Source organism: Candidatus Doudnabacteria bacterium, assembly GCA_037200925.1.
Lineage (GTDB): Bacteria > Patescibacteriota > Doudnabacteria > UBA920 > O2-02-FULL-48-8 > JBDTSL01.
In genome coordinates, this window is the sequence record JBBCGO010000001.1 from 283,121 (window position 1) to 305,657 (window position 22,537).

The window sequence follows — 22,537 nt, forward strand, 5'->3', positions numbered from 1 at the left end:
GTCTGCGGAACTTTCGTTCACGCAGAACCGGGAAGGTGAAACTTTCCGCCTTAAGAATCCAAAAAATAATAACTCCGTTTCAAGAATTCATATAACGGCAGGCTATATGGATTATGGCTTTTCTCGGCGATCTCATCTATTTTGTATCCGACCCGCATCCGGAGTTTGTGTACCAGAGCGATCATCACAGCTTCGTCGCCGAGCTCAGGCAGACCCGAGAGCGAATATATGAAAGGGTCGAAGCCGCGTATAGCTCCGCCCCACTGTTGTTTATCCGGATCACGGCTTTCCCAGCTGCTAAGATGCTCGGGATGTTCGGCCAGTCGTCCGGCCTTTTCTACGCAATTCGTCAGATATTTCTCCGCTTTATCCGGCGGCACCGTGCCGACTGCCAGAATGATGAGCGCAAGACCGGTCTCGGCATCTGCCAGGCAAAAGTATGCCCCTGTTCGTGCTGCCCAAGCAGGATCATTTTCGAAGAATATCAAACTTTTGTCGAATATCACCCCGACCTCTTTGGCGATTTTATCAAGCGAAGGCATCTCTAACGGGCTGAAGCTCACAACCACCTCCTTAGTAATGCGAAATAACAAAATAGCACCCAAGGTGCCATTTGTCAACGCCTTCTGAATTATTTCGTGAACACGATGTCCCAGTAGCCGGTCGTATTTTCCGATTGGCCGGTGAAGTCATACGAGTTGGCATGCTTCAGCATCCGGGGTTTCAGGTTCCATAATTTGGCCAAAGCGATGGCGGTTTTGATCGAAGCCGGCGAATCCATATGGCGCAGGGTCAGTCCCCCGCCATCCATATTTTTTATCATATTGCCGGAATCCGCATCTAGCTGGTTGGCCACGTCGGTTGCTTGGTAATGCGAAAAGTCTACGCTGATCACGACTGTGATCTCATCTTTATATTTAGCCAGAACTTGCGCAACTTTTTCCACTTCGGAATCGGGAGCAGCCGAGGAATAAATGATGGGCACAATGGTGCTGTCAGGATACAGCAGTTTGATGAACATGCTGTGCACGCCGATGGAGTGCTCGCCGTCAAAGCATCCGTCTATTTCCGAAACTCCGCCGTTCTTTATCAGATCATCAATGATGGCTGTGTTGCTGTCCAGAATTCCGTAAGGAGTATAGTATGGGCGCTTGGTCGTGGACGCGGCCTTTTTACAGTGTTCATAATGATCGGGACCGACCACCACAAAGGTCTGGTGCGGGCTCTGCGATTGCTTGAGAGTATTATACAGCTGTGCGATCAGAGAAACTGCGGTCGGCAAATGATGGGAAGTGATAGAGATCTGAGCGTTCGGAAGATTCGCCAAAGCTTTATACTGGGCCATGGCCTGCTTGATCAGATCGCCGTATTCAAATCCCACTGCAGCCACGGGAGAAGAGCCTATGGGCGCAGTGGTAATACCTGCGATTTTCCCGCTTTGCCTGGTTGCGGCAAAAAAGCCGAGGCTCAGAAGCAGGACGCCCAGAATAAAGACTATGCCTGTCCGGGTGCTATTTGACATTGATCTTGACCGTGTCGGAGAAGTTCACATCATCAGGATTGAGAGCTGACTGGATCTGTGCCGGGCTGGCCGTAAAGTCGCCTTTGTTCACTGCTCTCGCATAGTACTGGACTGCCGGCTCGCATTGCGAAAAAGTACTGAAGTTCTTCGGGACGGTAAAGTAGAGTTTATTATCCACCACTTTATCCGGGTACCACAGGCAGTTGTAGCCCTGGTCAATTCCCAGAGTGTACGGGTCAGTCACGGGCTTTAGGCCGCTCGGCAGATAATCCACGATCTGATAATCGCCGTTTAGGGCTTTGGCCCCGACCTTGGGGAAAAGTTTGACTTTCACAATGTCGGAATCGTTAAAGCTGGTGGTGGCCTTGCCGTTGACCACGTATTGGCGGGTCAGGGATAGGTTGGCATCGCGGGCCACGGTAGCCGAATTCAGGCTTTGTTCAAAGAAACTTGAGACTTGCATATCGCCGGAAATATTGCTGAAGTTCAGACTCTTAAGTTCATCTTCAGAAAGCGTAACGCTGTAGGTATCGCCGTTCTGCAGACTCACATCCTCTGACCTGGCATTGGTCTGGTAATGCAGTTTGGCGGCGCTCTGGCTCGTTTGCGCGATCGCAGACTTGATGAACATTACTCTTTGTAAAATATCCAGATCCTTGGCCGGCGGATGACCCTGCATATAATTCCACAGTAAGTCTGCATCATCGGTCAGGTTCAGGTCTGAGGCCAGAACCGCGGCCGTGTCACTCAGCTTGATCTGCGCATCATTCTCGCCAAGTTCGGCAAACCAGGCCTGTGAGCCGTCAACGTGCAGGTGCGGGTGAATATCTTTCTGATACAGATTTCTTGCTTCTTCCAGATCTCCAAGCTTGACTAAGCCTAACGCTACATAGACCTTATCCTGCCAGGTCAAGTCTGCAACTGTCTGGATGTCCTGCAATCTCGATAAGACCGGTTTGCCAAGGCTGGCCAGGCCATACAGCGCTAGGGCCTGCCTGTGCAGGTCAGTTTTCGTGTCATGCAAAGCTGCGGTAAAATAATCACCCACGCTGTTCTGCGACACATAGCCTCCGGCCAGGTCCGAAACATACGCGCTCAGTTCCAGGTCCGGATCGCTGTAAGGAAGAAGCCTGATGCCTCCCGCATCCGAAGAAACATATGCGCTTAAGTCCAGTTTATCTTGCGGCTGCGCTTTGAAATAATTACTCAGGATATCCGCGGCAAAATAGCTTCCCACAACCTGGTCCACGCGCAGGCCTCCGGAATAACTGCTATAGAGCAGGTCCTGATAGAATTTTCCTTTACCCGCATCCATGAACTCAAGCTTCGTGAACCCGCCCGGGTTTCCGGCCAGGCTTTGGTTGCCGGATACGACTTTTACTGTGCTGACCGAAGGCTTGGTATAGTAGCTGTTGGAAACGGTGATGTGTTTTTTCAAAGCATCTGACAGGGCTCCTTGTTTTCCTGAAATGACCAGATCAAATTCGCCTTGAGGCAGATTGCCGAGGGTGATGGTGGCCTGATGGTTTTTCAGGGTCACGGTCTGGTTGAATTTCAAGCCGTCGCTGGCGATGCTGACCTGCGCATCCTGGTCCGTATGGTATCCGGTGCCGTACAATCCGATCTTGACCTGCGGGTTGTCGCCGGTAAGATAAGAGTCGGACAGGACCGCGTTGACGAACAGGGGCAGGGTTGAAGGGACGAGTTTTGTGTTCTCGCCGGCTTTGAGAGTGTTGGTGTCAAACGACCTGGCCGTCACTCTCCAGGAAGTGATATTGTCCGCGGTGGTAAAATCCATTTTGGCATTGCCGGAAGCATCCGTCTGCAAGGTCTGGAATGCTGCGGTGTCAATAAAATTAGACCTTACCGAAGTGCCGCCTTTTTCCGCATTGTGCACGTAGATCCCGTCCGCAAAATAAGTATGGTATTTGCCGACAATGATATTATAAACAGTGGTGTGCGGCGCGTTCCGATGCGCAATGGACCTGATGATCTGGGTTCGTCCGTCAGTTAAGACCAGCGTATCGCCGACCTTGGCATTGCCCGCAAGATCCCAGTCGCCATTGAGGAATATCTTATGCTCTTCGGTCACCTGCAAATTGTTGTTGATGATCAGGAAATCATCAACCTCGTGGCTGGATATGCCCTGCACGATCGCGGGCACCAGTGTGCGGCTGGACGGATCTTTAAAGGTCAGCAGCTCGTCGCCAATCTTGATATTTTCAATTCCTATGGTATGCCCGCTGGCGAGCAGGATCTGCGTGCCCGCAGTAAAGCAGCCGCCTTTTTCCGCGCCGCCTCCGGCCGCATATTTCGGCAGCAAATAATCCGTGGAGCCGGTAAGAGGATAGGTGTAGATGGTTTGGTACAGGCTGTCCAGGATCTGCTGCTGCGAAGTATAGGGCAGGACATGGAACACGGCTTCATCCACTATCGCCACATTGGTCTGGGCGGCCAGGGGCTTTCCGTCCTTGTCCGTGATGTGGAATGAAAGCGCAACCTTGTCCCCCGGCCGGTAGCTGACCTTGTCCGAAGAAATGTTGATCTTGATGTTATTGTCGCTGGCCTTGAACAGCGCAAACACTGAATTGCTTTCTTCAAACCCGTACGGGCCCAAGACCACGGCCATGTACTGGACCGAAGGCGCAAAGTCATTGCCGAAGTTCTCGGTAAAGGTCGGGCTCTTGGCCACCACGGCTTTGGAAATGCTGTTCTGGAACCGGTAGTAGAGGATGGGCTGATCGGCGATATTCGTAGTCCCTGATCCCTGCACGGTCAGGTTCACCGGGTCATTGAAAGAAAATTCTTTCTGGTAGGTTTCGTTGTTGATGTTCAAGGAAAGGCCGGACGGGTTCCAGACATCATAGTTAGCATAAAAAGCGTAAGTCTGGGCCGTAGCAATGCGTCCCTGCGCATCGGTGACGCTGAAGGTGATGGTGTAATAAGTATTGTCGGCTTTGGGCAGATTTTTGGCAAAGCTCCATTCGCCGTTGCTGTCCGTGGTGCCGCTGACCGGGTCCAGATCCAGATCGCTGCGGACATAGTCGTAAGTCTTATTTACGGTTTTATTGATCGGATCATAATAATTTCCGGTCTCCACCTGGTTATAAGTAGTTTTGGTGATCTTGGCGCTGATGGGATAATTGGCCACAGGTCCGGCAATATATTCGGTCCGAAATCCTCCGTTGTCGTCCGGCACCTGGTTATTGATGTCAATGTTGTTGACCTTGGCTTTGAAAGTATAATTGTCGCCGGACTGCTTGGCCTGGTCAGCCTGCAGATACATGTGCGGGCCGAAGACCAGCACATCCCCGGTGCCGGAGATCTGCCCTTCTTCCGCGGTAGCCGGGGTAAAATTCAAACTCAAATCGCGCGGATAATAAGAATCCACGTCAGCGACATAATCGGGAGTTTGTGTTACGGTGGCCTGCCCATTATTATCCAGCGTCACCTGGCCGGTAATGTCGCCGTTCCAATATGCATTGTAATTAAGCGTGATGTTGTTCAGCGGAGTGCCGTCAAAGAATGCGCCCTTGACCGTGAACGTCACCGGATCTCCGGCAAAGATCGCAGGCTTATCCGTGGTCACTGTCAACTGGTAAGAGGGTTTGGTGTAGGTCAGAACTTCAATGCTGCTCTGGCTTACGGTTTCATTGCCGAATAAGACCACCAGATTGTAAGTTTTCGGGTCCAGGCCCTGAAATGACAGGCTGCCTTCGATCGTATTGAAAGGCGTGACCATAACATCGGTGGAGACGACCGGCTGCTGCTGGCTGAAATCAGCATTGTAATCATAGAATCTGGAATTGTCGTAGAGCGCAACTGTGACCTTCTTCTGCCGGACATCTTCTTTGCGGGATTTCACCACGCCCCAGAACCTGACCGTGTCGGTCATCTGGTATGTGTAGCGGTCCGTGGACATGAATTTCCAATAATTGTCCCCGGAATTTACGCCGCTGCCGGTGTACCCCCACCTATCCTGGATCTTTACGAACGTAACATTTTTATCCGCGTCGGTAACTTTGAAGAACGAAGGATTGGGATTGAGGCTGGTGTTTTCCGCTTTCAGCGGGTCCGGCGTGTTGAACTGCAATAGGCCGTCCGCATTACTTACGCCCAAATTCTGGCTGCTGCTGCCGGACTGCACGAAATCCACGCTCGCGTTTTTCAAAGCGGTCTTGGAGCTAAAATCATCCAGCCAGAGCAGGCCTGTGTCATGCGTCACGGAAAAATAATGGGCAGCGCCGGTGACCTGCAGCCAGACTTGCTTGTGCTGGCCGGCCAGAGTCACGTCCACCACATACAGACCTTTGTTTAAGACTTGCGGAATTTCTATATAACTTTGGTAGTCCTGGACCACCACGTCCGGTTTGAATGTCAGCACCGGCTGTTTTCCTTTGGTGTCATAGCTTACCGGATTGTTCTGGCGGTAGTAATTCGTCCAGCCCCAGCTCCAGGTCCGGCTGTTCTGGTAACTGGTTAGGAATTCATCAGGGCTGCTGATGCTGTAAACACTGACAGACAGATCATTGCTATTAACATTGTTGCTGTATGCGCTCAAATCGGTTTTAATGCCTGCCGGAGCTTCCACAAAGTCATTGGAAAAACTAAAATAGCTGCTGGGTTGGGTATAATTGCTCAGCGTTTCAAAAGCGAACTGATAATCATCAGACAAACTATCGGTACTTCCTTGCGTCTTCAGGCCTTTTTTGATAGTGACCGTATAGACCGTATTCTCGGCCAGAGGATTTTTCGGCAAAAACACTGCCGTGTCATCATAAACCTCGAACCGTCCGTCAACTTTGGGTGCAATGGTAAAATATTGGTCCATGTTCTGGATGTTCGTGCGGTTAAAGGTCATTTCTATCCCGGTGTTGGTCGGCACATAAGTCGTCTTATTTCCGGGAAGGGTTTTGAGCACCTGGAAACCGGCTTTGACCTGAAAAGCCCAGCCGTATTGCCGGTCAGCGTAGATCTTATCGTTGATCAGGCTCTGGTAGACGATGCCCGCTTTCAGATCTTCCGTGGGCTGCAGCTGGTAGCTATATGAACCCGCGCTATCGGCAGCCAAGGCGCTTTTTATAATAGGATTGCCAAGGCCCACCTGTTTGACCGAGAAATTTACAGGAGGGTTGAATTTTAGAATTTTTTGGACCTGGCTGCCTGATAAGGCCTGCGAGCTTTGCAGTGTGAAAGCTGTGTGCGGATTGACCCCGGCCGCGTCCTGCATGGTCGCTTTCAGTACAAATTGCGCAGGAAGAGGATGGCCGGAAAACAATTTCCATCCGATGAATATTAAAAGCAAGACCAGAACTATGGCTGCTGCCGCATAGACCGGTTTGCGGAAAAATTTTTTAGTTTTGCCGGTTGAACTTAAACCTTCGGCTTCAACATGATTTGGCTGCATAGAACTAAAAGCCTGGTCTATATCCGCTGGCTGCCAACCCTCGTTCATGAGATTTTGCCTGATCGCATCATCGCTTAAGCCGGCGCTTCTGGATTGTTTGATATATTCTGATGCATGCGCATGCTCAATTGCCATATATTAATAGTTGTTTAATTGCTTCAATTATACACTAAATCCGGTTATTGCTCACGTTTTTGCTTGGGTCAAAATAAAAGCCTCAGGCTGACCCTGAGGCGTTGATTCATTCAATATCGATTATCTCGTATTCGGTTTTTCCGGCCGGGGTTTCCACCGGGATCTTATCCCCTTTCTTGGCCCCGAGCAGGGCGCGGCCGACCAGGCTTTCGTTGCTGATCTTTCCGGTCGCAGGATTGGCTTCGTTTGCCCCCACGATCGTATATTTTATTTCATTTCCGTTGATGCGAAGCGAGACTGTGGATCCGATCGAGACCATATTGTTATTGTTGTTTTTCGCGATGATCTGGGCATTCTTGATCATTTCCTCGATTTCCATAATGCGGCCTTCAATGAAAGCCTGTTCTTCCTTGGCCTGCGCGTAATCGGCATTTTCCGACAGATCACCGTGCGAAACCGCTTCCTGAATGCGCTCGATCACCTCCTTGCGCCGTTCTTCCTTCAGAACCTTTAATTCAGCGCGGAGTTTCTTCAACCCGTCTTCCGTCAACAATACAGCTTTTGACATAATTTACTTGATTTAAGGGCCTAAAATTTGGTCCTTGATTAATGAGCCTGCAATACTATAATCCATATAATGATGCCTGTCAATTGGATGTTACAGGCTACACGTTACACGATAAGAAACCAGATGGTCAAGACGCTGACGATGGTCATAAAAGCTGTGATGATCCACCCCATGGTCGTGATCAGCGGATGGTTCGTCCACTCCTTCATGACCTTGCGGTTGGAGGAAAGCAAGACTATCACAGCCAGAATAAATGGCGAGACCAGGCCGTTCAGCACTGCCGAATAGATGAGCATTTTGATCACGTCCAGATGCAAAAAATTTATAAGCAATCCGACGATCATGGAAACGACAATTACTCCGTAAAACGCATATGCCTGCTTAAACTTCCAGGACAATCCTTCGCGCCAGCCGAAGCTTTCAGTGATAGCGTACGAAGACGATCCGGCCAGCACCGGTATGCCAAGCAAGCCCGTACCGATGATGCCGATGGTGAACAGCAAAAAAGCAAAGTTTCCGGCCAAAGGCTTTAAGGCCAATGCTGCCTGGGACGCATCACTGATCTGCGTGATGCCATGGGAGAACAAAGTTGCGGCGCAGACCACGATGATAAAGAACATCACCAGGTTGGATAAGAACATGCCGGACCAGACATCTACGCGCATCTTACGAATCTCGGCAGGTGTGGTCTGGGCCTGCCTTTGCTTTAAGGAAGTTTTGCCTTCCATGATCTGCTCTTCCACTTCCTGCGAAGTTTGCCAAAAAAATAGGTAAGGCGAAATAGTGGTTCCCAGAATTGCAGTTAAAATTATCAGGCTATCCTTATTGAACGCGATCTTCGGCAGCAGGATGTATTTTGCGGCAGAGGCCCAGTCAACATGCACAATAAAGCCCGTAAAAACATAAGCCAGCAAAACCAGGGCAACCCACTTCAGGATCCGCGCGTAGGATTGGTAGGTTGTAAAGATCTGCAGATATAAAGTTAAAGCGGTGAAGGCAATCAGCAATACCGCAAAATTTATCGGCACCAGCAGTTCCACTGCTTTGGCCATGATCCCGAGGTCCGCACCCAGATTGAACGTATTGGCCACAAACAGCAGGACCGCCCAAAGATACAGGATCCATCTCGGATAATTGCGCGCCACAGCCCCTGCCAATCCTCGGCCTGTGACAATGCCGATCCTGGCGCACATCTCCTGGATGATGGCCATGAACGGAAAGGTAAAAGCCGCTGTCCATAAAAATTTAAAACCGAATCCGGCCCCTGCCTGCGAGTAAGTGGCAATGCCGGACGGGTCATCATCCGCAGCACCAGTGGTCAACCCCGGCCCGAGCATATGCCAGTAATCGGAAACTTTATTTTTGGTTGCCATCTAATTTATCAAGGATGTTTAGCATGACCTCATTCTGCCGTTCCAAGTGCGCCAGGATCGCTTCGATCTCCGCCTCAGCTTTGATGTTCACCTGAAAATCCGCCTCAGCCCTATACTCGGCATGCCGGCTCTGCAAATTCTGTCCGATCATAAGAAGCGGCATGAGGAAAATTTGGATCATGTTGGAAATGAACAGCCAGAAGACGAATGCCGGAGCCGGGTCGAACCGCTGGTCAATGGGGCCAAACGTATTCCATAAAAGCCAAACAATCGTCCAGGCAAAAATGATCAGAAAAAAACCCATGGTCCCGACATGATCCGTGATCCACACAGCCAACCGTTCCAAGCGGCTCAGGCTTTCTTTGTGCCTTTTGTTGGCATTGATGATCGGCCCGCCGATCTTTTTTACAGCCTCAAGCGAGGGCGGTTTTTTTGATTTCAAGGTTTGTAGTTAAATATGCTTTAAGTATACTCTGTATTGACAAAACGGGCAAAAACCACTATGATCTAGCTCACTTCAAACTAGCGGAGCCGCAAACGTAAACCATCGAGGAGATTGGGTCAACCCTCAGAAAGAGGCAGTGGCATGGACCGTTTGGAGTTAGAATGTATCGTCAGAAAGACGATCGCCAACCGCACTGAGATCAGCCTCAGCGACGCTGACAGCGAAATTCTTGTCACGGACATTGCCATCTCTGTCGGGCAGAAACTGGCTGACGAAACAGCCGCAGCCAGAAAGCACGTCATTGCCGCGGCGAAAAATTTAAGCGACCTCGGTGAGATAATTCGTGAGCTTTGCGAAATTATCGAGTAGGACAAAGCTTTCGTTCATATTTCCTCGGCGCGCAAAAAAAACGGAGGCAAGAAGAATGACGAACATGACCTCGGAAGCCCGCGAGGCGATCCTCCAGCTCATGAAGAGTGAGAGGGATGCCTGGGTCACCCCGACTCATGAACAGAATGATCCTGATAACTGGGGCTACGAAATGATGGTTGCCGACATCGAGACTGCCATGATCCGGTTTGAGGCAGGCGGAGTGAAGGACGCGCTCTTAATTCTCGAGAACATCCGGGACCGCACAACCACGACCACTGATCCTCCGGGAAAGACGTACAAAGAGCCGCCTCCTGAATTCCGCAGGCTCTTCGAAGCGACCGAACAAATAATCCGGATGAGGGAAGAGAACCTCAACCGGCTGATCGAGCTTCTCAGAGTTCAGATCAACTGATGCCAGCAGAAGTTTGAAAGCCGCACAACCGCCTTGGTCACAGACCAATGCGGTTTTTTATTGACTCCATTTCTTTCTCTCTCCTCCCAAGCGACGGCAAAAAGCGAGGCCTTTGCAAAAAACTAGCCTTCGCAGGCCGACCTTAGTCGGCCGAGAAAGCAGGCAGCAAATTTAATTAAATTTGACTGCCGGTAGTTTTTGTAAAGGCCGAGCGCCTCTGTCGGAGCTACTTCTTATACCTGTTCGCCGCCCACCAGGCATATCCTGCTTTGGCCACAGGGCCAGCCACTGAATACCCTTCACCGCCGCCTTCGATCAGGACCGTGATCGCGATCTGCGGATTATCTGACGGAGCATAGGAAGTGAACCAGGCATGGTATTTGCTTAAATTTTTCGCATCGTATTGGGCAGTGCCGGTTTTGGCGGACACAGGGATCGGCAGACTGTTCAATGCCCGGCCTGAACCGTCTGTCACAGTCTGGCGCATTCCGTCCTGCACGATCTTTATAACATTCGGGTCAAAGATATTCTCAGCCAGAGCCTTAGGCGCGCCTTTGGCCAAAACCTCTCCGTCCTTGCCGTCGACCTCATCCAAAATATATGGCTGCATGACCTTGCCGCCGTTGGCGATTGTGGAAGTCCAGCTGTTGATCTGCAGCGGCGTGGCCAGAACATCCCCTTGCCCGATCGATTCATGATATGTATCCCCGAGATACCAAGGGGATTTTTGGACGGCCTGTTTCCAGGCAGGATCAGGCACCAGCCCCGGCTTTTCCCCGGGCAGGTCTATGCCCAGAGTTTTACCCAAATTAAATTTATGAAACCAGGCCGCGATCTTATCAGGCCCAAGACCCTGGAATCCGGTTTTCAGATTACCGCCGCCCACGGTGTAAAAATAAATGTCGGAAGATTTGGCTATCGCGGAATAAATATCCATCAGTCCCAAGCCCCCGTGCTCATAACCGTAAAAAGTAAAACTGCCCACGCGGATGACGCCGTCATCCAAAATTTTGGTCTTGGTGGTGATGACTCCCTCGGTCAGGCCGGCCGTGGCCATGACCGGTTTAATAGTGGAGCCCGGCGGATATTGGCCGGAGATGGCGCGATTGAGAAGCGGGTTATCGGAATTATTGGTGAGCTTTAAATAATCATCCTGGCTGATACCCTGAGCAAACAAATTGTTGTCAAAGGATGGCATCGAGATCAGCGCCAGTACCTGCCCGGTCTGAGGATCGGTAGCCACGACCGCGCCTTTTTTTACGTGCACCGAATTCATCTGCGATACCAAACTGTCATAAAGCACCTTCTGCAGGTCATAATCAATGTTCAGTTTGACATTATTCCCCGGTACGGCCGGCACTTCGGCCAGAGTGCGCTTAAAATTTCCCTGGGCATCGATCTCCGACTGCCTTTTTCCCGCCTCTCCCCGCAAGTATTGCTCGTACTGATACTCTAGGCCGGTTTTGCCGATGTAGTCGTTCAGCGCATAATCCGAATCCTGGTGCGCGGCAAGCTCGTCAGTCGTGATCTTTCCCGTATAGCCGACCAGGTGGGAGAACACCAGCGGGTCCTTATAATCGCGGATGGCATTGTTCTGGACAACAAAACCTTTCAAGTCATCCTGTTTGGAGATCAGCACCAGGGCCTGATCTTTCGTAATATCCTGAACCAGGGTCTGGGCCTGGAAAGAATCCTGCTTCATCCTGCTGATATTGTCCGAAAGCTCTGAGGGGTCTTTGCCGATTATCTGGGCAACCTCGGCCAGGCTGGACTGGTATACAGCCGTGTCTTTTGGAAGATCTGAGGTTACGGCTACGAGCTCAAAGTTCGGCACATTGCCGGCGATCAGCTTGCCATACTGGTCGAGCAGCAGGCCGCGAGGAGCCAATACGTATTGCACGCGAAGTTTGTTTCCTTCAGCCAGCGCTTTATATTCGGCTCCTTTTACGGCCTCCAGATAAAAGATCCGGCCGAACAGGGCGATCAGGCAAAAGATCGCCACTGTGCCCAATACTCGATAATTCAATTCCTCGCGCTCATCGTCCAGCCCGTCTGCATCTTCGTTCTGCAGATCCATAAATGCCTCTTCAAAAGCGAGGTTTTTGCCGGATTTGATCTTGCGGGTATTTAAGTTGTTGGTTTGAAACGGGTTGTCCATTTTTGCATCCAAAGATAATATTGAAAGATCGGATACGTAAAGATCAAATTGAACAGCAGCATCAGCGGCAGCCCCACGCTCAGCATATAAGGAAGATCCAAAGCCGTGTCCAGACCGAACAGGCCGAAGATGCGGTTGAATATTAAGAATAGTGCAAAATAAGCCACGGTGCTCACAGCCACCGAGGTGAACAAAATGATCTGGGTGACTTCGCGCGCCAGCACGGAATTGACGATAAAGTACAGCAGCAAAAATACGCCGAGCAGGCTCATGGTCACAAGCCCGTCGGGCGAGCCTGACACAAAATCCAAAAGCAATCCTCCGGTCAGGGTCAGGCCCAGTCCCAAATTAAAATCCGCCAGCAGCACAGCTACGACTATCATGACCAGGACCAAATTGACCGGCGCCAAATGCAAAGGCACCAGCACTCCGGCCTGGATGATCAGCAGCAAGAATAATGACAGGAACCAAATGATGGGACGCATATCTTTTTAACCCTTAGCGAGGATGCGGCATAAAAAAGAATTTCGAGGCCGAAGCCGCAATTTCGCGGCGAGGCCGAGGACTTAGGCATAAATTTGCGACCAGCAAATTTATGCCGTCTTTTTTTGCTGCATCCGAGCGCCTTATTGAACAACAAATAAAAATTGAAGGCTGCGCAAATCTGCGGCCGGAGATACGAATGCTTTTTGAAACAGGTCCGTGGATGAAGACCTGATGCCCGCCACATCCCCGATCAGCAAACCGCGGGGAAAATCATTTGATAAGCCGGAAGTAATGACCTCATCATCGGTTTTGATCAGTTCGTTCTGAGTCACCAGATCCAGGCTCAAACCCAGCCCGTGCTCGCCGTGCACCAGGCCGCGCGCTCCCGAATCCACAACTTCGGCATTGATGACCGTGGACGGGTCAGTGATCAGGGTCACTTGGCTGGAGTTCGGATAAAGTTTAGTGACTTTGCCCACCAAAAGTCCGGGTGCCACCACTACCGGCTGATCAAGGTTCACTCCCTCGCTGCTGCCTTTATCTATCACAAGCACCTGGGTAAATCCGGTGGGATCAGAATTTAGAACCTCAACAGGCAAAAGGTTGAGCTGGGAAGCCTGTTTAAAATTCAGAGCCTTGCGCAAGCCTACATTTTCTTCCTGGTCGGATTTCAATCTGGCGTTTTCAAATGCCAGCTGATCTATCTGCGAAGAGAGCTTGGCGTTGTCTGAGGCCAGATTTTTGATCGTAAATATTGTGCTGAAAATACTCTTCACGCCGTTTGTGACCCCGGCAACCTTGGCCACACTGACGCCGTAAACCCGAAAAAAACCGTCTTTCAAAAGCCCGAGATAGCCTTTGGCGTCCAGAATGACCAAAAATGCCAGAAGGATAAAGATCGTAAAGATCTTGGTAAAAGTTTTGGAGTAGATAAAGCGCATAGGACGTGTAGTGTGTAGAGCGTAACGTGCAGCGCTATACGTTACAAGTTACACGTTACACTTCTTACCTTGGTATTTGTTCAAACTCAGTCAGCACCAGGACTTCTTTCAGGCTAGGAAGGTCTTCCAGCACAATGCCGCAGCCGCGCACCACTGCCGTCAGCGGATCATCCGCGACCATGACCGGCATTTGTGTTTCTTCCGCGATCATCTGATCCAGGCCCCGCAGCAGTGCTCCGCCTCCGGCCAGAGTGATGCCGCGCTCCATTATATCCGCCACCAGTTCAGGAGGAGTTTCCTCGATCACGGATTTGATGTTATTCACGATCATCCGCACGCTGCGGCCGAGCGCGTGCCTGATCTGCTCATCATTCACAGTCACCTCTTTCGGAAGGCCAGTGACCAAGTCCCGCCCTCGGATGTGGGTTTTCATATGGTCTTTCAAAAGCAACGCTGAGCCGATCTTGATCTTCACTTCCTCAGCAGTGCGCTCGCCGACAAGCAAATTGAATTCATCGCGGGCGAACTGGATGATATTCTCGTTCATCTCGTCCCCCGCAACTCTTATGCTCCTGGATACCACGATGCCGCCCAGGGAGATCACGGCAATTTCCGCCGTCCCGCCGCCAATATCCACGATGAACGAACCTTGCGGGTCCTGGACCGGCATACGCGCCCCAATGGCAGCGGCCATCGGCTCCTCTATCAAAAATGCCATTCTGGCGCCGGCATTGAGAGTGGCGTCCTGCACCGCGCGCTTTTCCACTTCCGTCACTCCCGACGGAATGCCGATGACCACGCGCGGCCGGGATAAAAATCCCAATGCCGCCTGATTTACTTTATCAATAAAATACCTCAGCATCTGCTCAGTGACCTCAAAGTCTGATATCACGCCATCCACGAGCGGCCGGTGCGCCACGATGTGCGAAGGGGTTCGGCCCACCATGCGCTTGGCCTCATCGCCGATGGCCAGGATCTGTTTGGTTTTCTGATTGATGGCCACCACGGAAGGCTCATTAATAACAATACCCTTGCCTTTGACATATACAAGGGTATTGGCTGTGCCAAGATCAATTCCAATGTCTCTTGAAAATTTGTCGAACACGAAATCTAAGATAGCCATACGGGAAGTTTACTGATTGGAACGATTTTATTTAGTTTTTTGTTGTTGTGTTTTCTAAATTGTAATGATTTTTTTACGAATTGTAAATAATTTTTGGCTAAATTAATAACTCTGGGCAAACAGCCAATGCCGGTGTGCCTTTTTCCCGCAGGCAAAGCATTTCAAATCTTCTTTTTCGTTCATCCGGTCAAGCTCCAGAACTCTTGGCGTTGCTTTGGTATCGGCTTTTATCCTTTTTTCGCAATCCGTATCCTCGCACCAAGGAACCCGGATAAAAGCTTTCTTCTCTTCCAGCATTCTTTTGAACTCATGGATCTCATTGGCCTCAAAAGTCAGGGCTTTTTTGTTTGCATCCGACTTGGCAAACATATCATTCTGGATCTTCTCAAGCAATTCCGCCACTGATCTTTCAATTCCGTCCAATTTAACCTGGCCTTTTTCAAAGTTATCCCTTCTAACGAACTGGACCGCGTTTTGTTCCAATTCCTTAGCCCCGATCTCCAATCTTAACGGAATCCCCTTTAATTCGGATTCATTTATTCTAAAGCCCAATGATGCTTTGGCATCATCATCAATTTTGACCTTGATCCCTTTTTTCACAAGCTGTTCTTTTATTTTTGCGGCTGTCTCGGCAATTTTTTCCTGCATTCCTGCGTCTTTATTGTTGATAGGCAAAATCACAACCTGAATTGGCGTCACTTTTGGCGGCAAGACCAGACCTGAATCATCGCCGTGCGACAGGATCAAACCTCCTATCGCGCGGGTGGAAAAACCCCAAGAGGTTTGGTGCACGAACTGCTTTTCGCCTTTATCGTCCAAATATTGCACGTTGAATGCTTTACCGAAATTTTCACCCAAATAATGTGACGTAGCGGCTTGCAAAGCCTTGCCATCCGGCATAACAAGCTCTATGGCATAAGTTTCAACAGCGCCGGCAAAAGTCTCGCCGCGGCTTTTAAGCCCGACGTAAACCGAGATGCCGTAATATTCTTCATAAAACTTCCTGTACCATTCCAAAGCCTTCAAGGTCATGACCATGGCGTCTTCCCGGTCAGTGTGCGCGGTGTGGCCTTCCTGCCACAAAAACTCCGAAGTCCGCATGAACGGATAGGTGCGTTTTTCCCACCGTACGACATTGCACCATTGATTGAGCTTCATGGGCAGATCGCGGTGGCTCTGGATCCACTCCGCAAATTTCTGGGTGATCACGGTTTCCGAAGTCGGGCGCACGGCCAAAGGCTCTGCCAGTTTTTCACCGCCGGCTATCGTCACCACAGCCAGCTCCGGCGAGAAACCCTCCACATGCTGTTTTTCTTTCTCAAACAGGCTCATCGGAATAAAGATCGGGAAGTAAACGTTTTGCACGCCGTCAGCTTTGAACCAGGCATCCAGAACTGCCACTGAATTTTCCCAGACCGCATAGCCGTGCGGCCTGATGATCATGCAGCCTTTCACATCCGAGTATTCGGCCAGTTCCGCGCGCAGAATCACATCATGGTACCATTCCGAAATATTTTCTGATTTTTTCGTCAGCCCTTTTTTCTCAAAAGCTTTTATCATAGGCCAATTATAGCATTTTTATCATTCTCTTGACAAAACAGGCCAAAAGGCGTATAATTGCTTGTTGTGTCACATTCTGACACGAGCACTTTTTTCTTCAAACAACAAAAACGTACGATTTTCAAGAGGAGGATCGATGACACGAAAAGGCGTCGTCGCGCAGGCCTTTGGAGTGCCTGACAGCATTCGTTCCAACGAGCGGATTGCTTGGATGGCAGGAAGGAAAGCACTGCAACTAGAGGCGCCGGTGTACACTCAACGTGATGTGCGAATCGACGACGGTATCGAAGTCGAATACACTCCGGAAGAACCCGGCAACCCCCCGCCTACTCTCCGGATCGTCAGAGGCGCTGTTGCCTGGGCGATCCGCCTCGGCATCGGCGAACTCTGGCTGGCTTGCGCCAAGCCACACCTCTGGCGCTGCAAGCGGGACCTGGAGTATGCCATCCGGGAGGCCGGCGTACGGATTACCGTCCGAGTGTGTGAGTATGTCGAGCGCTATCCCGAACACGAATGGTACTGTGCTGATTCAACTCAGCCGCGGGTTCGCTCCGAGAAAGAATGGAGAAGGAGAGAACGCATCATAGAGTGGATGCCGATGTTCATTTACAAGCGCGTTGCAAGCTGACAACCGCGAGGAATTGAAGAGGTTACAAATGAGCACACTCGGAGAAGTTCTTGATCTCGGCGGAATAATCAAACAGTCGCTCGACCTGTTCGACGGCAATCAAGCATTCAGAGAAGAGTTCGAGAAACGCTACACTCAGATCGGCGCCGCGATCGCTCAGGAGCAAAAGATCCCCCCTATGCTCGCGATCAACCTCGATGAAGAGATAGTGCTCGGAGCCGATTCCCAGCGTCTGTTCGACGATCTCAAAGCTTGGCTCAAGTCTAATGGCCTGAGCAGGGACCCACAGTAAGGCTCGGCCATCGAAATATTCTCGACAACGCGAGGAGTGGAAGACTCAAAATCTTCCCTCCGCGCGTTTTTTTTATTGACAAACTATCATAAATCCCTTATTCTTGGACGAAGTATTTGCAGGAGGACGATACCGATGAACAAACAGATATACTTATTCACCAGCGGCCCGACATGGAAGACCATCTGCGACGCTCTGAAGACCGGTCGGGCAATAACTTTTCGCTACAAGGAAGTGCAAGGATCTGCAAAGACCGGTAAGTTTCTCGTTTTTTCCGTGTCGACCATGAACGGCTGGCACCTTGAAAAGAAACGGAAAATGTTCCTGATCGTGGCTGTTGAATTGCTGGGAGCCCAACTAAAGCATTGCCTTGAATGGAACCCGAAAACCCGGCGAGGTACCAGCAGGTATCCGGAACCGGATTGGTAAAGGAGGAAGTCATGACCCGAAAAGAGCTCAAAGCGATCATCGCAGGAATAGTGGAAGCTCATAAGCTTGATCCTGTAGACCGGCCGGAAGTGCTGATTCAAGCGCTTACGGACGCTATCGCAAAAAAGCTGGGCGAAGAAGCCAAGGCCAGGCGCGCTGAAGCAAGCAAGGCTGTTGAGGCTTTGGCTGCGGACATTCTGGAAAAATCACAGAAGAGTGATTAACATACACGCGAGAGGCGGAAGACTCAACATCTTCGTCCCCGCGTTTTTTTTTAAAAAAGTAACTCCCCCGCTAACTCTTAGGCTAACTCACCTCCTCTTATTTTAAGAGGGGTGGCACGAAGTGCCGGGGGCGTTATTAAAATATCCTATGGAACAAATTTTTGAATTGCGTGCTGTAATGTCCCACGTCATGCACTGTCACAACGACCATAAGCAATAGCAGGAGCATAAATCCGATGGTGTTCGCCCAGATCTCAGCCCGGATCGGCATTTTCTTGCCGCGGATCTTTTCTATGATCAAAAACAATACCCGCCCGCCGTCGAGCGCCGGGAACGGCACGGCATTAATGATCGCCAGATTTACCGAGAGCACGGCCGTAAATTGCAAAAGATAAATAAACCCAAGTGCAGTGACATCCTTGGTCAGCACGGCGATCCCCACCGGACCCGAAAGCTGCGCACCCACGTTATGGCCTTGAAAGAATTGCCCGATCAGAGATGCGAAAGTAGTAACTGTCAGGATGATCAGATTAATTACCGCTATGCCTCCTCTATAGGGAGCCTGATACCACGGATACGAAACATAAGCAACGCTGCCCAGAGCCACTCCCAAAGATCCTTCTCCTGAGGGGGGATTTACTCTGGGAGTTATAGTTTTATCAAAAATTTCCGAGCCGCGTTTTATGGTAAAAATCGTCGGTTTGCCGGCATCGGCAAGCGTTGCGGTTTGCGTGTCCTGAATTGAACCCACCGGCTGACCGTTGATCTTAGTGATAGAATCACCCGGCTTAAGACCTGCATCTGCTGCCGGCGTCTTCGCCTCAACTTCCAGGATCCCGATCGTCTGATTTTTTATATGCGCTGACGCCGGCAGTTGGTCGCCTTCGTCCAAGACCGTAGGCAGGCCGAGACCCATGCCGATAGAGATCAGAACCCAGGCCAATATCACGTTCATCGTAACCCCGGCCAGCAATACAAAAAATCTCTGCCAAAATGATTTATTGCCGAAGCTTTCGGGGTCCGGCGAATCCGAGCCGTCTTCGCCGACGATCTTTACAAATCCCCCCAAAGGGATCCAGTTTATAGAGTAGAGTGTTTCGCCTTTTTGGATACCAAATATCCGCGGCGGGAACCCGAAGCCGAATTCCTCCACCCGCATGCCGGCGCGCTTGGCCATGATAAAATGCCCCAGTTCGTGTACGAATACGAGTATTCCGAGGATTATTATAAAAACAACAATTGCAAGCAAGATCATCATATCGTCAAAACTTCCTTCTCTTTCACATCCGCCAATTTTTTTATCTCTTCGTTATATTTATCCACGACCTCCTGCAGCTCTTCTTTGGCGGCAATTTTATCGTCTTCCGAGATCTTGCCGTCTTTTTCCATTTTCTGGATCTCCTTCCAGGCGTCTTCGCGGATGTTGCGCACCGAGACCCGCGCCTTCTCGCTCATTTGTCCCACGACCTTGACCAGATCTTTTCTGCGCTCTTCTGTCATCTGGGGGATAGTGAGCCGAATATATGTGCCGTCATTGACGGGATTGATCCCAAGATTGGAAACCTGGACCGCCTTCTCCACATCCTTGAGCGCGTTTTTGTCATACGGCTGGATGGCAATGCTCCTAGGCTCAGGCACCGTGATCTGAGCCATGTGCATCAGCGGTGTGGGCGTGCCGTAGAATTCCACGATTAAATTTTCCACCAATGCCGCGGAAGCTCTGCCTGTGCGAAGTGAAGCTAGCTCATGCTTCATATGCTCGACGATATTTGCAAATTCACCGGTTTTTTTATCTAGAATATCCAGATTCATAATATTCCGTCACTGGCCCGGGCCAAGGCCCAGATAAATTACATTGTTCGTTTGGGGATTGATCAAAATAGACCTGACTCCTGCGGCGGTGGGCAAGATCTTAGTTTCCCAGGTCACCCCGCCGTTGCTGCTTTTGAAGATCGTTGAAGATACTGCGGCAAACAGGCTGTTGGAATTATTCGGGTCCACTGCCACGGCTGATGCGCGAAGCGAAGCGTTTTTGACGGGGAAGCTTAAGAAAGCCCAGGAATTCCCGTCATCTACGCTCCGGAACAGCCCCTGCTCTGTCCCTAAATATAACACCCCGGTCTGCCTGCGATCCAGAGCCAGATCGTAGAAAACCGTGACTGAAGTGGGCGCTTGGTTGGCGCTGCTGAAAGAGCTGCCGGAAAGTGAACCTGAGATCAGGTCCCAGCCAACTCCCAAATCAGAGCTTCTGAAAATTCCCTTATGCACCGTCAAAGCATATGCGGACCCGGAAGGCCCGAATTTTATGCGGATGATCCGATCGGCAAGATCTTTGCTTGATTGCCAGGTGTGTCCTCCGTCAAACGAGCGGATGATCTCGCCTGTGGCAAGGCCGGCCAGTACAATAGACGAATTGCCCGGCGATACTGCGACAGCCGACACTGTGTTATTTTTTGACGGTTCGGTATAAACATCCACCCAGGAAGTGCCGCCATCCAGGCTTTTGATGATCTTGCCGTTTTGGCCCACGATGCCGGCAGCATAAATGACATTCGGCTGATACAGGTCGATCCCGATGTCCGCAACTGATATGTTGGACAAAATATAACGCCAGGTTTTCGCCCCGTCAGTGGATTTATATATTCCTCCGGAAGCCGCCATATATAGCGTATCAGGAGTGCTCGGGTCAAAAGCCAATGAGTTGGCGGTAACGGTGCTGATGTCCCCTTTGTTCGCCAGCTTTTCCGCAGGCTTGAAAGTTTCGCCGTTGTCTTCAGATTTCAAAACGCCGCGCACTCCTCCGCCGCCCAGATCAATAAGACCGCCGAGATCGCAGCTGGCCGCAGTCAAAGATAAGCCTAAAAGCAAAATAATTATTTTCTTCATGAACTGAGCATTAAATTGGTCAGCAAAAGTTTGGCATTCGCATTCTGATCCAAAAACCGCCGCGCATCAGCCACCTGTGAGATTTTATTCGCCAATTGCTTTTCGGCATTGGTTTGCAGAAGAGCCTGCAACTTTACTATCCAAACCTCCAGCAAGGCTTTGATCTGGACCGTTTCCAAGTCTGCTATTTCGTATGCCGCGATGAGCTTGTCGGGCAGATCAGAAGCCATAAAAGTTTGATAGTAACTTTCGCTGGTTTCCAAGGTTTCCAAAAAATCCTTGTCATTCGCGATTCTTAGCGCCAGCCCCGGCTTGCCTCCGAACTTTGCAAATTCAATACCGGCGACCAGGCCAAAATTAATTTTCTGCGTGCGGGAAATTATAGTTTTGGGCAAACGATTTGGATTGGCGGTAACCAGAATAATTATCGTGTTATGCTTTGCTTCCTCCAAGGTTTTAAGCAAAGCATTCGCCGCTTCCGTGTTCAGATTTTCCGCCTGGTCTATGACCGCGATTTTGTATTTGGCCTGATAAGGCTTGAGAGAAAGTTTATAAACCAGTTCGCGGATCTGTTCAATTTTGATACCCGCCTCGCCGTTGATCTCCAAAAGGTCCGGGTGAAATTCTCTCTCACCTTCCAGCAAAGCATACGCCAACTTCAGCGCAATAGTTTTTTTGCCGACAGAATCCGGCCCGGCAAAAGTGTAGGCATGCGCCAGCCTGCCTTTTTTCACAGCATTCTCAAGAAACTCAATTTGTCTTTTGTGTCCGGCAATTTGCCAATCTATGTCCATAAAGCCAGTAAATTATAACATTTTTGATAATTTAAGCCAAATAAAAAATCAGTAGACCTTTTTAATCGATCCTGCGAACGATATCGCGAAGTTTCGATTACAGTCCACTGATTTTTATTTTGTACAAATTGTTTCTCGCGCAGAGATAGGCTTAACCTCAAGTATCTTAAGTTAACCTAATTATTGAGTCAAAAAATTAAAAAAACTATATAATTGCTTGTGTTTTCGATCACTGCGTGGACAACATGTGGGTAGCTTTGGGAGAAACTGTTATTGTTCGTTAGACTCCTCGCTGCGCTCGAAGAATACAGATATTTAAAAACCACCTTACGGTGATTTTTAATGAACCGGTGTGCTGCTGCTTCCGCTAACTTTGCCCTTACGGACTCCACTAGCCTGGGAACTGGTCCAAGAGGTTGCCCTTGCTTGTTCTTAACCGGCGCCGTTTCTTGCGCCAGCGTACCAATTCGGATTCAACAGTGCCTGATCCTTCGAACAGCTTTTTTAGTGCCGTCCTGATTCGAAAAGATTACTCCTTCCGAATTCCATGGTGAAACTATTATAGAAACCTGAGTTTATGCCGTCAAGAAAAAATAAAATATTCAAAAAATCTAAGGAATACTCAAAATTTTTTCCGAGTTGTGCATAAACTGTGTTTAACCTTTGGATATTTTGTGGTTAAAAAAACCGCAAATCAGGCGATTTGCGGGGCAGCGGCAAAGGACCGACTGCTGGGAAATGATTCCTCCGGATAATTCCAGCAACAGCAGAGAATTGAGTGA

The 22,537-nt window shown here is 50.0% G+C and carries 21 protein-coding genes; 6 read left to right on the forward strand and 15 right to left on the reverse strand.

The window, feature by feature from the left end:
• Window positions 1–50: 50 nt before the first annotated feature.
• From WDN47_01665 to WDN47_01690, 6 genes are all read right to left on the reverse strand, one after another.
• On the reverse strand, window positions 51–563 hold the full coding sequence (locus WDN47_01665; protein MEJ0021269.1) for a hypothetical protein: 513 nt from the start codon (window positions 561–563) through the stop codon (window positions 51–53).
• Window positions 564–631: 68 nt separating this feature from the next.
• Complete coding sequence (amrB, locus tag WDN47_01670) at window positions 632–1,522, reverse strand: AmmeMemoRadiSam system protein B (GenBank protein ID MEJ0021270.1); 891 nt, start codon at window positions 1,520–1,522, stop codon at window positions 632–634.
• Window positions 1,512–7,064 carry a polymorphic toxin-type HINT domain-containing protein gene (locus tag WDN47_01675; protein MEJ0021271.1) on the reverse strand — a complete coding sequence of 1,851 codons (5,553 nt, stop codon included), beginning with the start codon at window positions 7,062–7,064 and terminating at the stop codon, window positions 1,512–1,514. Before WDN47_01675 ends, amrB begins: the two co-directional genes overlap by 11 nt.
• Before the next feature lie 106 nt (window positions 7,065–7,170).
• Window positions 7,171–7,635, reverse strand: coding sequence for a transcription elongation factor GreA (gene greA, locus WDN47_01680; GenBank protein MEJ0021272.1), 465 nt, complete (start codon window positions 7,633–7,635; stop codon window positions 7,171–7,173).
• Window positions 7,636–7,736: 101 nt separating this feature from the next.
• Window positions 7,737–9,005 (reverse strand): divalent metal cation transporter, encoded by a 1,269-nt coding sequence (locus WDN47_01685; protein ID MEJ0021273.1) that lies wholly within the window; start codon window positions 9,003–9,005, stop codon window positions 7,737–7,739.
• Window positions 8,989–9,447 (reverse strand): DUF1003 domain-containing protein, encoded by a 459-nt coding sequence (locus WDN47_01690; protein MEJ0021274.1) that lies wholly within the window; start codon window positions 9,445–9,447, stop codon window positions 8,989–8,991. Before WDN47_01690 ends, WDN47_01685 begins: the two co-directional genes overlap by 17 nt.
• A gap of 144 nt (window positions 9,448–9,591) precedes the next feature.
• Here WDN47_01690 and WDN47_01695 point away from each other — a divergent pair, with 144 nt between their 5' ends.
• Together WDN47_01695 and WDN47_01700 are read left to right on the forward strand one after the other, a co-directional pair.
• Entirely contained in the window at window positions 9,592–9,819 is a 228-nt protein-coding gene (locus WDN47_01695; GenBank protein MEJ0021275.1) for a hypothetical protein, read from the forward strand.
• A 100-nt stretch (window positions 9,820–9,919) separates the two neighbouring features.
• A complete protein-coding gene (locus tag WDN47_01700) occupies window positions 9,920–10,234 on the forward strand; it encodes a hypothetical protein (protein ID MEJ0021276.1) in 315 nt (104 codons plus the stop codon).
• Window positions 10,235–10,460: 226 nt separating this feature from the next.
• Here the strand turns inward: WDN47_01700 and mrdA are convergent, their stop codons facing one another.
• The 5 genes from mrdA to proS all read right to left on the reverse strand — a co-directional run bounded on the left by mrdA (window position 10,461) and on the right by proS (window position 16,502).
• Window positions 10,461–12,392, reverse strand: coding sequence for a penicillin-binding protein 2 (gene mrdA / locus WDN47_01705; protein MEJ0021277.1), 1,932 nt, complete (start codon window positions 12,390–12,392; stop codon window positions 10,461–10,463).
• The gene (locus WDN47_01710; GenBank protein ID MEJ0021278.1) at window positions 12,362–12,877 is read right to left on the reverse strand and encodes a hypothetical protein; all 516 of its coding nucleotides are present in this window, start codon (window positions 12,875–12,877) and stop codon (window positions 12,362–12,364) included. The genes mrdA and WDN47_01710 overlap by 31 nt, the downstream gene beginning before the upstream one ends.
• Window positions 12,878–13,018: 141 nt before the next feature.
• The gene (gene mreC / locus WDN47_01715; GenBank protein MEJ0021279.1) at window positions 13,019–13,819 is read right to left on the reverse strand and encodes a rod shape-determining protein MreC; all 801 of its coding nucleotides are present in this window, start codon (window positions 13,817–13,819) and stop codon (window positions 13,019–13,021) included.
• A gap of 64 nt (window positions 13,820–13,883) precedes the next feature.
• Entirely contained in the window at window positions 13,884–14,942 is a 1,059-nt protein-coding gene (locus WDN47_01720) for a rod shape-determining protein (protein MEJ0021280.1), read from the reverse strand.
• Window positions 14,943–15,044: 102 nt separating this feature from the next.
• Window positions 15,045–16,502: a proline--tRNA ligase gene (proS, locus tag WDN47_01725; GenBank protein MEJ0021281.1), complete on the reverse strand. Its 1,458-nt coding sequence runs from the start codon at window positions 16,500–16,502 to the stop codon at window positions 15,045–15,047.
• Window positions 16,503–16,638: 136 nt separating this feature from the next.
• Here proS and WDN47_01730 point away from each other — a divergent pair, with 136 nt between their 5' ends.
• The 4 genes from WDN47_01730 (at window position 16,639) to WDN47_01745 (ending at window position 18,075) form a co-directional block, all read left to right on the forward strand.
• Window positions 16,639–17,130 (forward strand): hypothetical protein, encoded by a 492-nt coding sequence (locus tag WDN47_01730; protein ID MEJ0021282.1) that lies wholly within the window; start codon window positions 16,639–16,641, stop codon window positions 17,128–17,130.
• 28 nt (window positions 17,131–17,158) lie between these two features.
• Window positions 17,159–17,422, forward strand: a complete 264-nt coding sequence (locus tag WDN47_01735) for a hypothetical protein (protein MEJ0021283.1) — start codon at window positions 17,159–17,161, stop codon at window positions 17,420–17,422.
• A 135-nt stretch (window positions 17,423–17,557) separates the two neighbouring features.
• Window positions 17,558–17,851 carry a hypothetical protein gene (locus tag WDN47_01740; GenBank protein MEJ0021284.1) on the forward strand — a complete coding sequence of 98 codons (294 nt, stop codon included), beginning with the start codon at window positions 17,558–17,560 and terminating at the stop codon, window positions 17,849–17,851.
• 11 nt (window positions 17,852–17,862) lie between these two features.
• Window positions 17,863–18,075, forward strand: a complete 213-nt coding sequence (locus tag WDN47_01745) for a hypothetical protein (protein MEJ0021285.1) — start codon at window positions 17,863–17,865, stop codon at window positions 18,073–18,075.
• Window positions 18,076–18,211: 136 nt separating this feature from the next.
• Here WDN47_01745 and WDN47_01750 read toward each other — a convergent pair whose 3' ends face one another.
• The 4 genes from WDN47_01750 to WDN47_01765 are packed head-to-tail and all read right to left on the reverse strand — an operon-like array spanning window position 18,212 to window position 21,755.
• Window positions 18,212–19,333 (reverse strand): M50 family metallopeptidase, encoded by a 1,122-nt coding sequence (locus WDN47_01750; GenBank protein MEJ0021286.1) that lies wholly within the window; start codon window positions 19,331–19,333, stop codon window positions 18,212–18,214.
• Complete coding sequence (frr, locus tag WDN47_01755; protein ID MEJ0021287.1) at window positions 19,330–19,887, reverse strand: ribosome recycling factor; 558 nt, start codon at window positions 19,885–19,887, stop codon at window positions 19,330–19,332. Before frr ends, WDN47_01750 begins: the two co-directional genes overlap by 4 nt.
• 9 nt (window positions 19,888–19,896) lie before the next feature.
• The gene (locus WDN47_01760) at window positions 19,897–20,961 is read right to left on the reverse strand and encodes a hypothetical protein (protein ID MEJ0021288.1); all 1,065 of its coding nucleotides are present in this window, start codon (window positions 20,959–20,961) and stop codon (window positions 19,897–19,899) included.
• Complete coding sequence (locus WDN47_01765) at window positions 20,958–21,755, reverse strand: AAA family ATPase (GenBank protein ID MEJ0021289.1); 798 nt, start codon at window positions 21,753–21,755, stop codon at window positions 20,958–20,960. Before WDN47_01765 ends, WDN47_01760 begins: the two co-directional genes overlap by 4 nt.
• Window positions 21,756–22,537 lie beyond the last annotated feature (782 nt).

Coding starts and splice junctions, on each gene's coding strand:
- proS (MEJ0021281.1), bottom strand. CDS start 16,502: ATGATAAAAGCTTTTGAGAAAAAAGGGCTGACGAAAAAATCAGAAAAT.
- mrdA (MEJ0021277.1), bottom strand. CDS start 12,392: ATGGACAACCCGTTTCAAACCAACAACTTAAATACCCGCAAGATCAAA.
- WDN47_01765 (MEJ0021289.1), bottom strand. CDS start 21,755: ATGGACATAGATTGGCAAATTGCCGGACACAAAAGACAAATTGAGTTT.
- WDN47_01685 (MEJ0021273.1), bottom strand. CDS start 9,005: ATGGCAACCAAAAATAAAGTTTCCGATTACTGGCATATGCTCGGGCCG.
- WDN47_01720 (MEJ0021280.1), bottom strand. CDS start 14,942: ATGGCTATCTTAGATTTCGTGTTCGACAAATTTTCAAGAGACATTGGA.
- amrB (MEJ0021270.1), bottom strand. CDS start 1,522: ATGTCAAATAGCACCCGGACAGGCATAGTCTTTATTCTGGGCGTCCTG.
- WDN47_01675 (MEJ0021271.1), bottom strand. CDS start 7,064: ATGGCAATTGAGCATGCGCATGCATCAGAATATATCAAACAATCCAGA.
- WDN47_01700 (MEJ0021276.1), top strand. CDS start 9,920: ATGAAGAGTGAGAGGGATGCCTGGGTCACCCCGACTCATGAACAGAAT.
- WDN47_01695 (MEJ0021275.1), top strand. CDS start 9,592: ATGGACCGTTTGGAGTTAGAATGTATCGTCAGAAAGACGATCGCCAAC.
- mreC (MEJ0021279.1), bottom strand. CDS start 13,819: ATGCGCTTTATCTACTCCAAAACTTTTACCAAGATCTTTACGATCTTT.
- WDN47_01730 (MEJ0021282.1), top strand. CDS start 16,639: ATGACACGAAAAGGCGTCGTCGCGCAGGCCTTTGGAGTGCCTGACAGC.
- WDN47_01745 (MEJ0021285.1), top strand. CDS start 17,863: ATGACCCGAAAAGAGCTCAAAGCGATCATCGCAGGAATAGTGGAAGCT.
- WDN47_01750 (MEJ0021286.1), bottom strand. CDS start 19,333: ATGATGATCTTGCTTGCAATTGTTGTTTTTATAATAATCCTCGGAATA.
- WDN47_01760 (MEJ0021288.1), bottom strand. CDS start 20,961: ATGAAGAAAATAATTATTTTGCTTTTAGGCTTATCTTTGACTGCGGCC.
- WDN47_01710 (MEJ0021278.1), bottom strand. CDS start 12,877: ATGCGTCCCATCATTTGGTTCCTGTCATTATTCTTGCTGCTGATCATC.
- frr (MEJ0021287.1), bottom strand. CDS start 19,887: ATGAATCTGGATATTCTAGATAAAAAAACCGGTGAATTTGCAAATATC.
- WDN47_01735 (MEJ0021283.1), top strand. CDS start 17,159: ATGAGCACACTCGGAGAAGTTCTTGATCTCGGCGGAATAATCAAACAG.
- WDN47_01740 (MEJ0021284.1), top strand. CDS start 17,558: ATGAACAAACAGATATACTTATTCACCAGCGGCCCGACATGGAAGACC.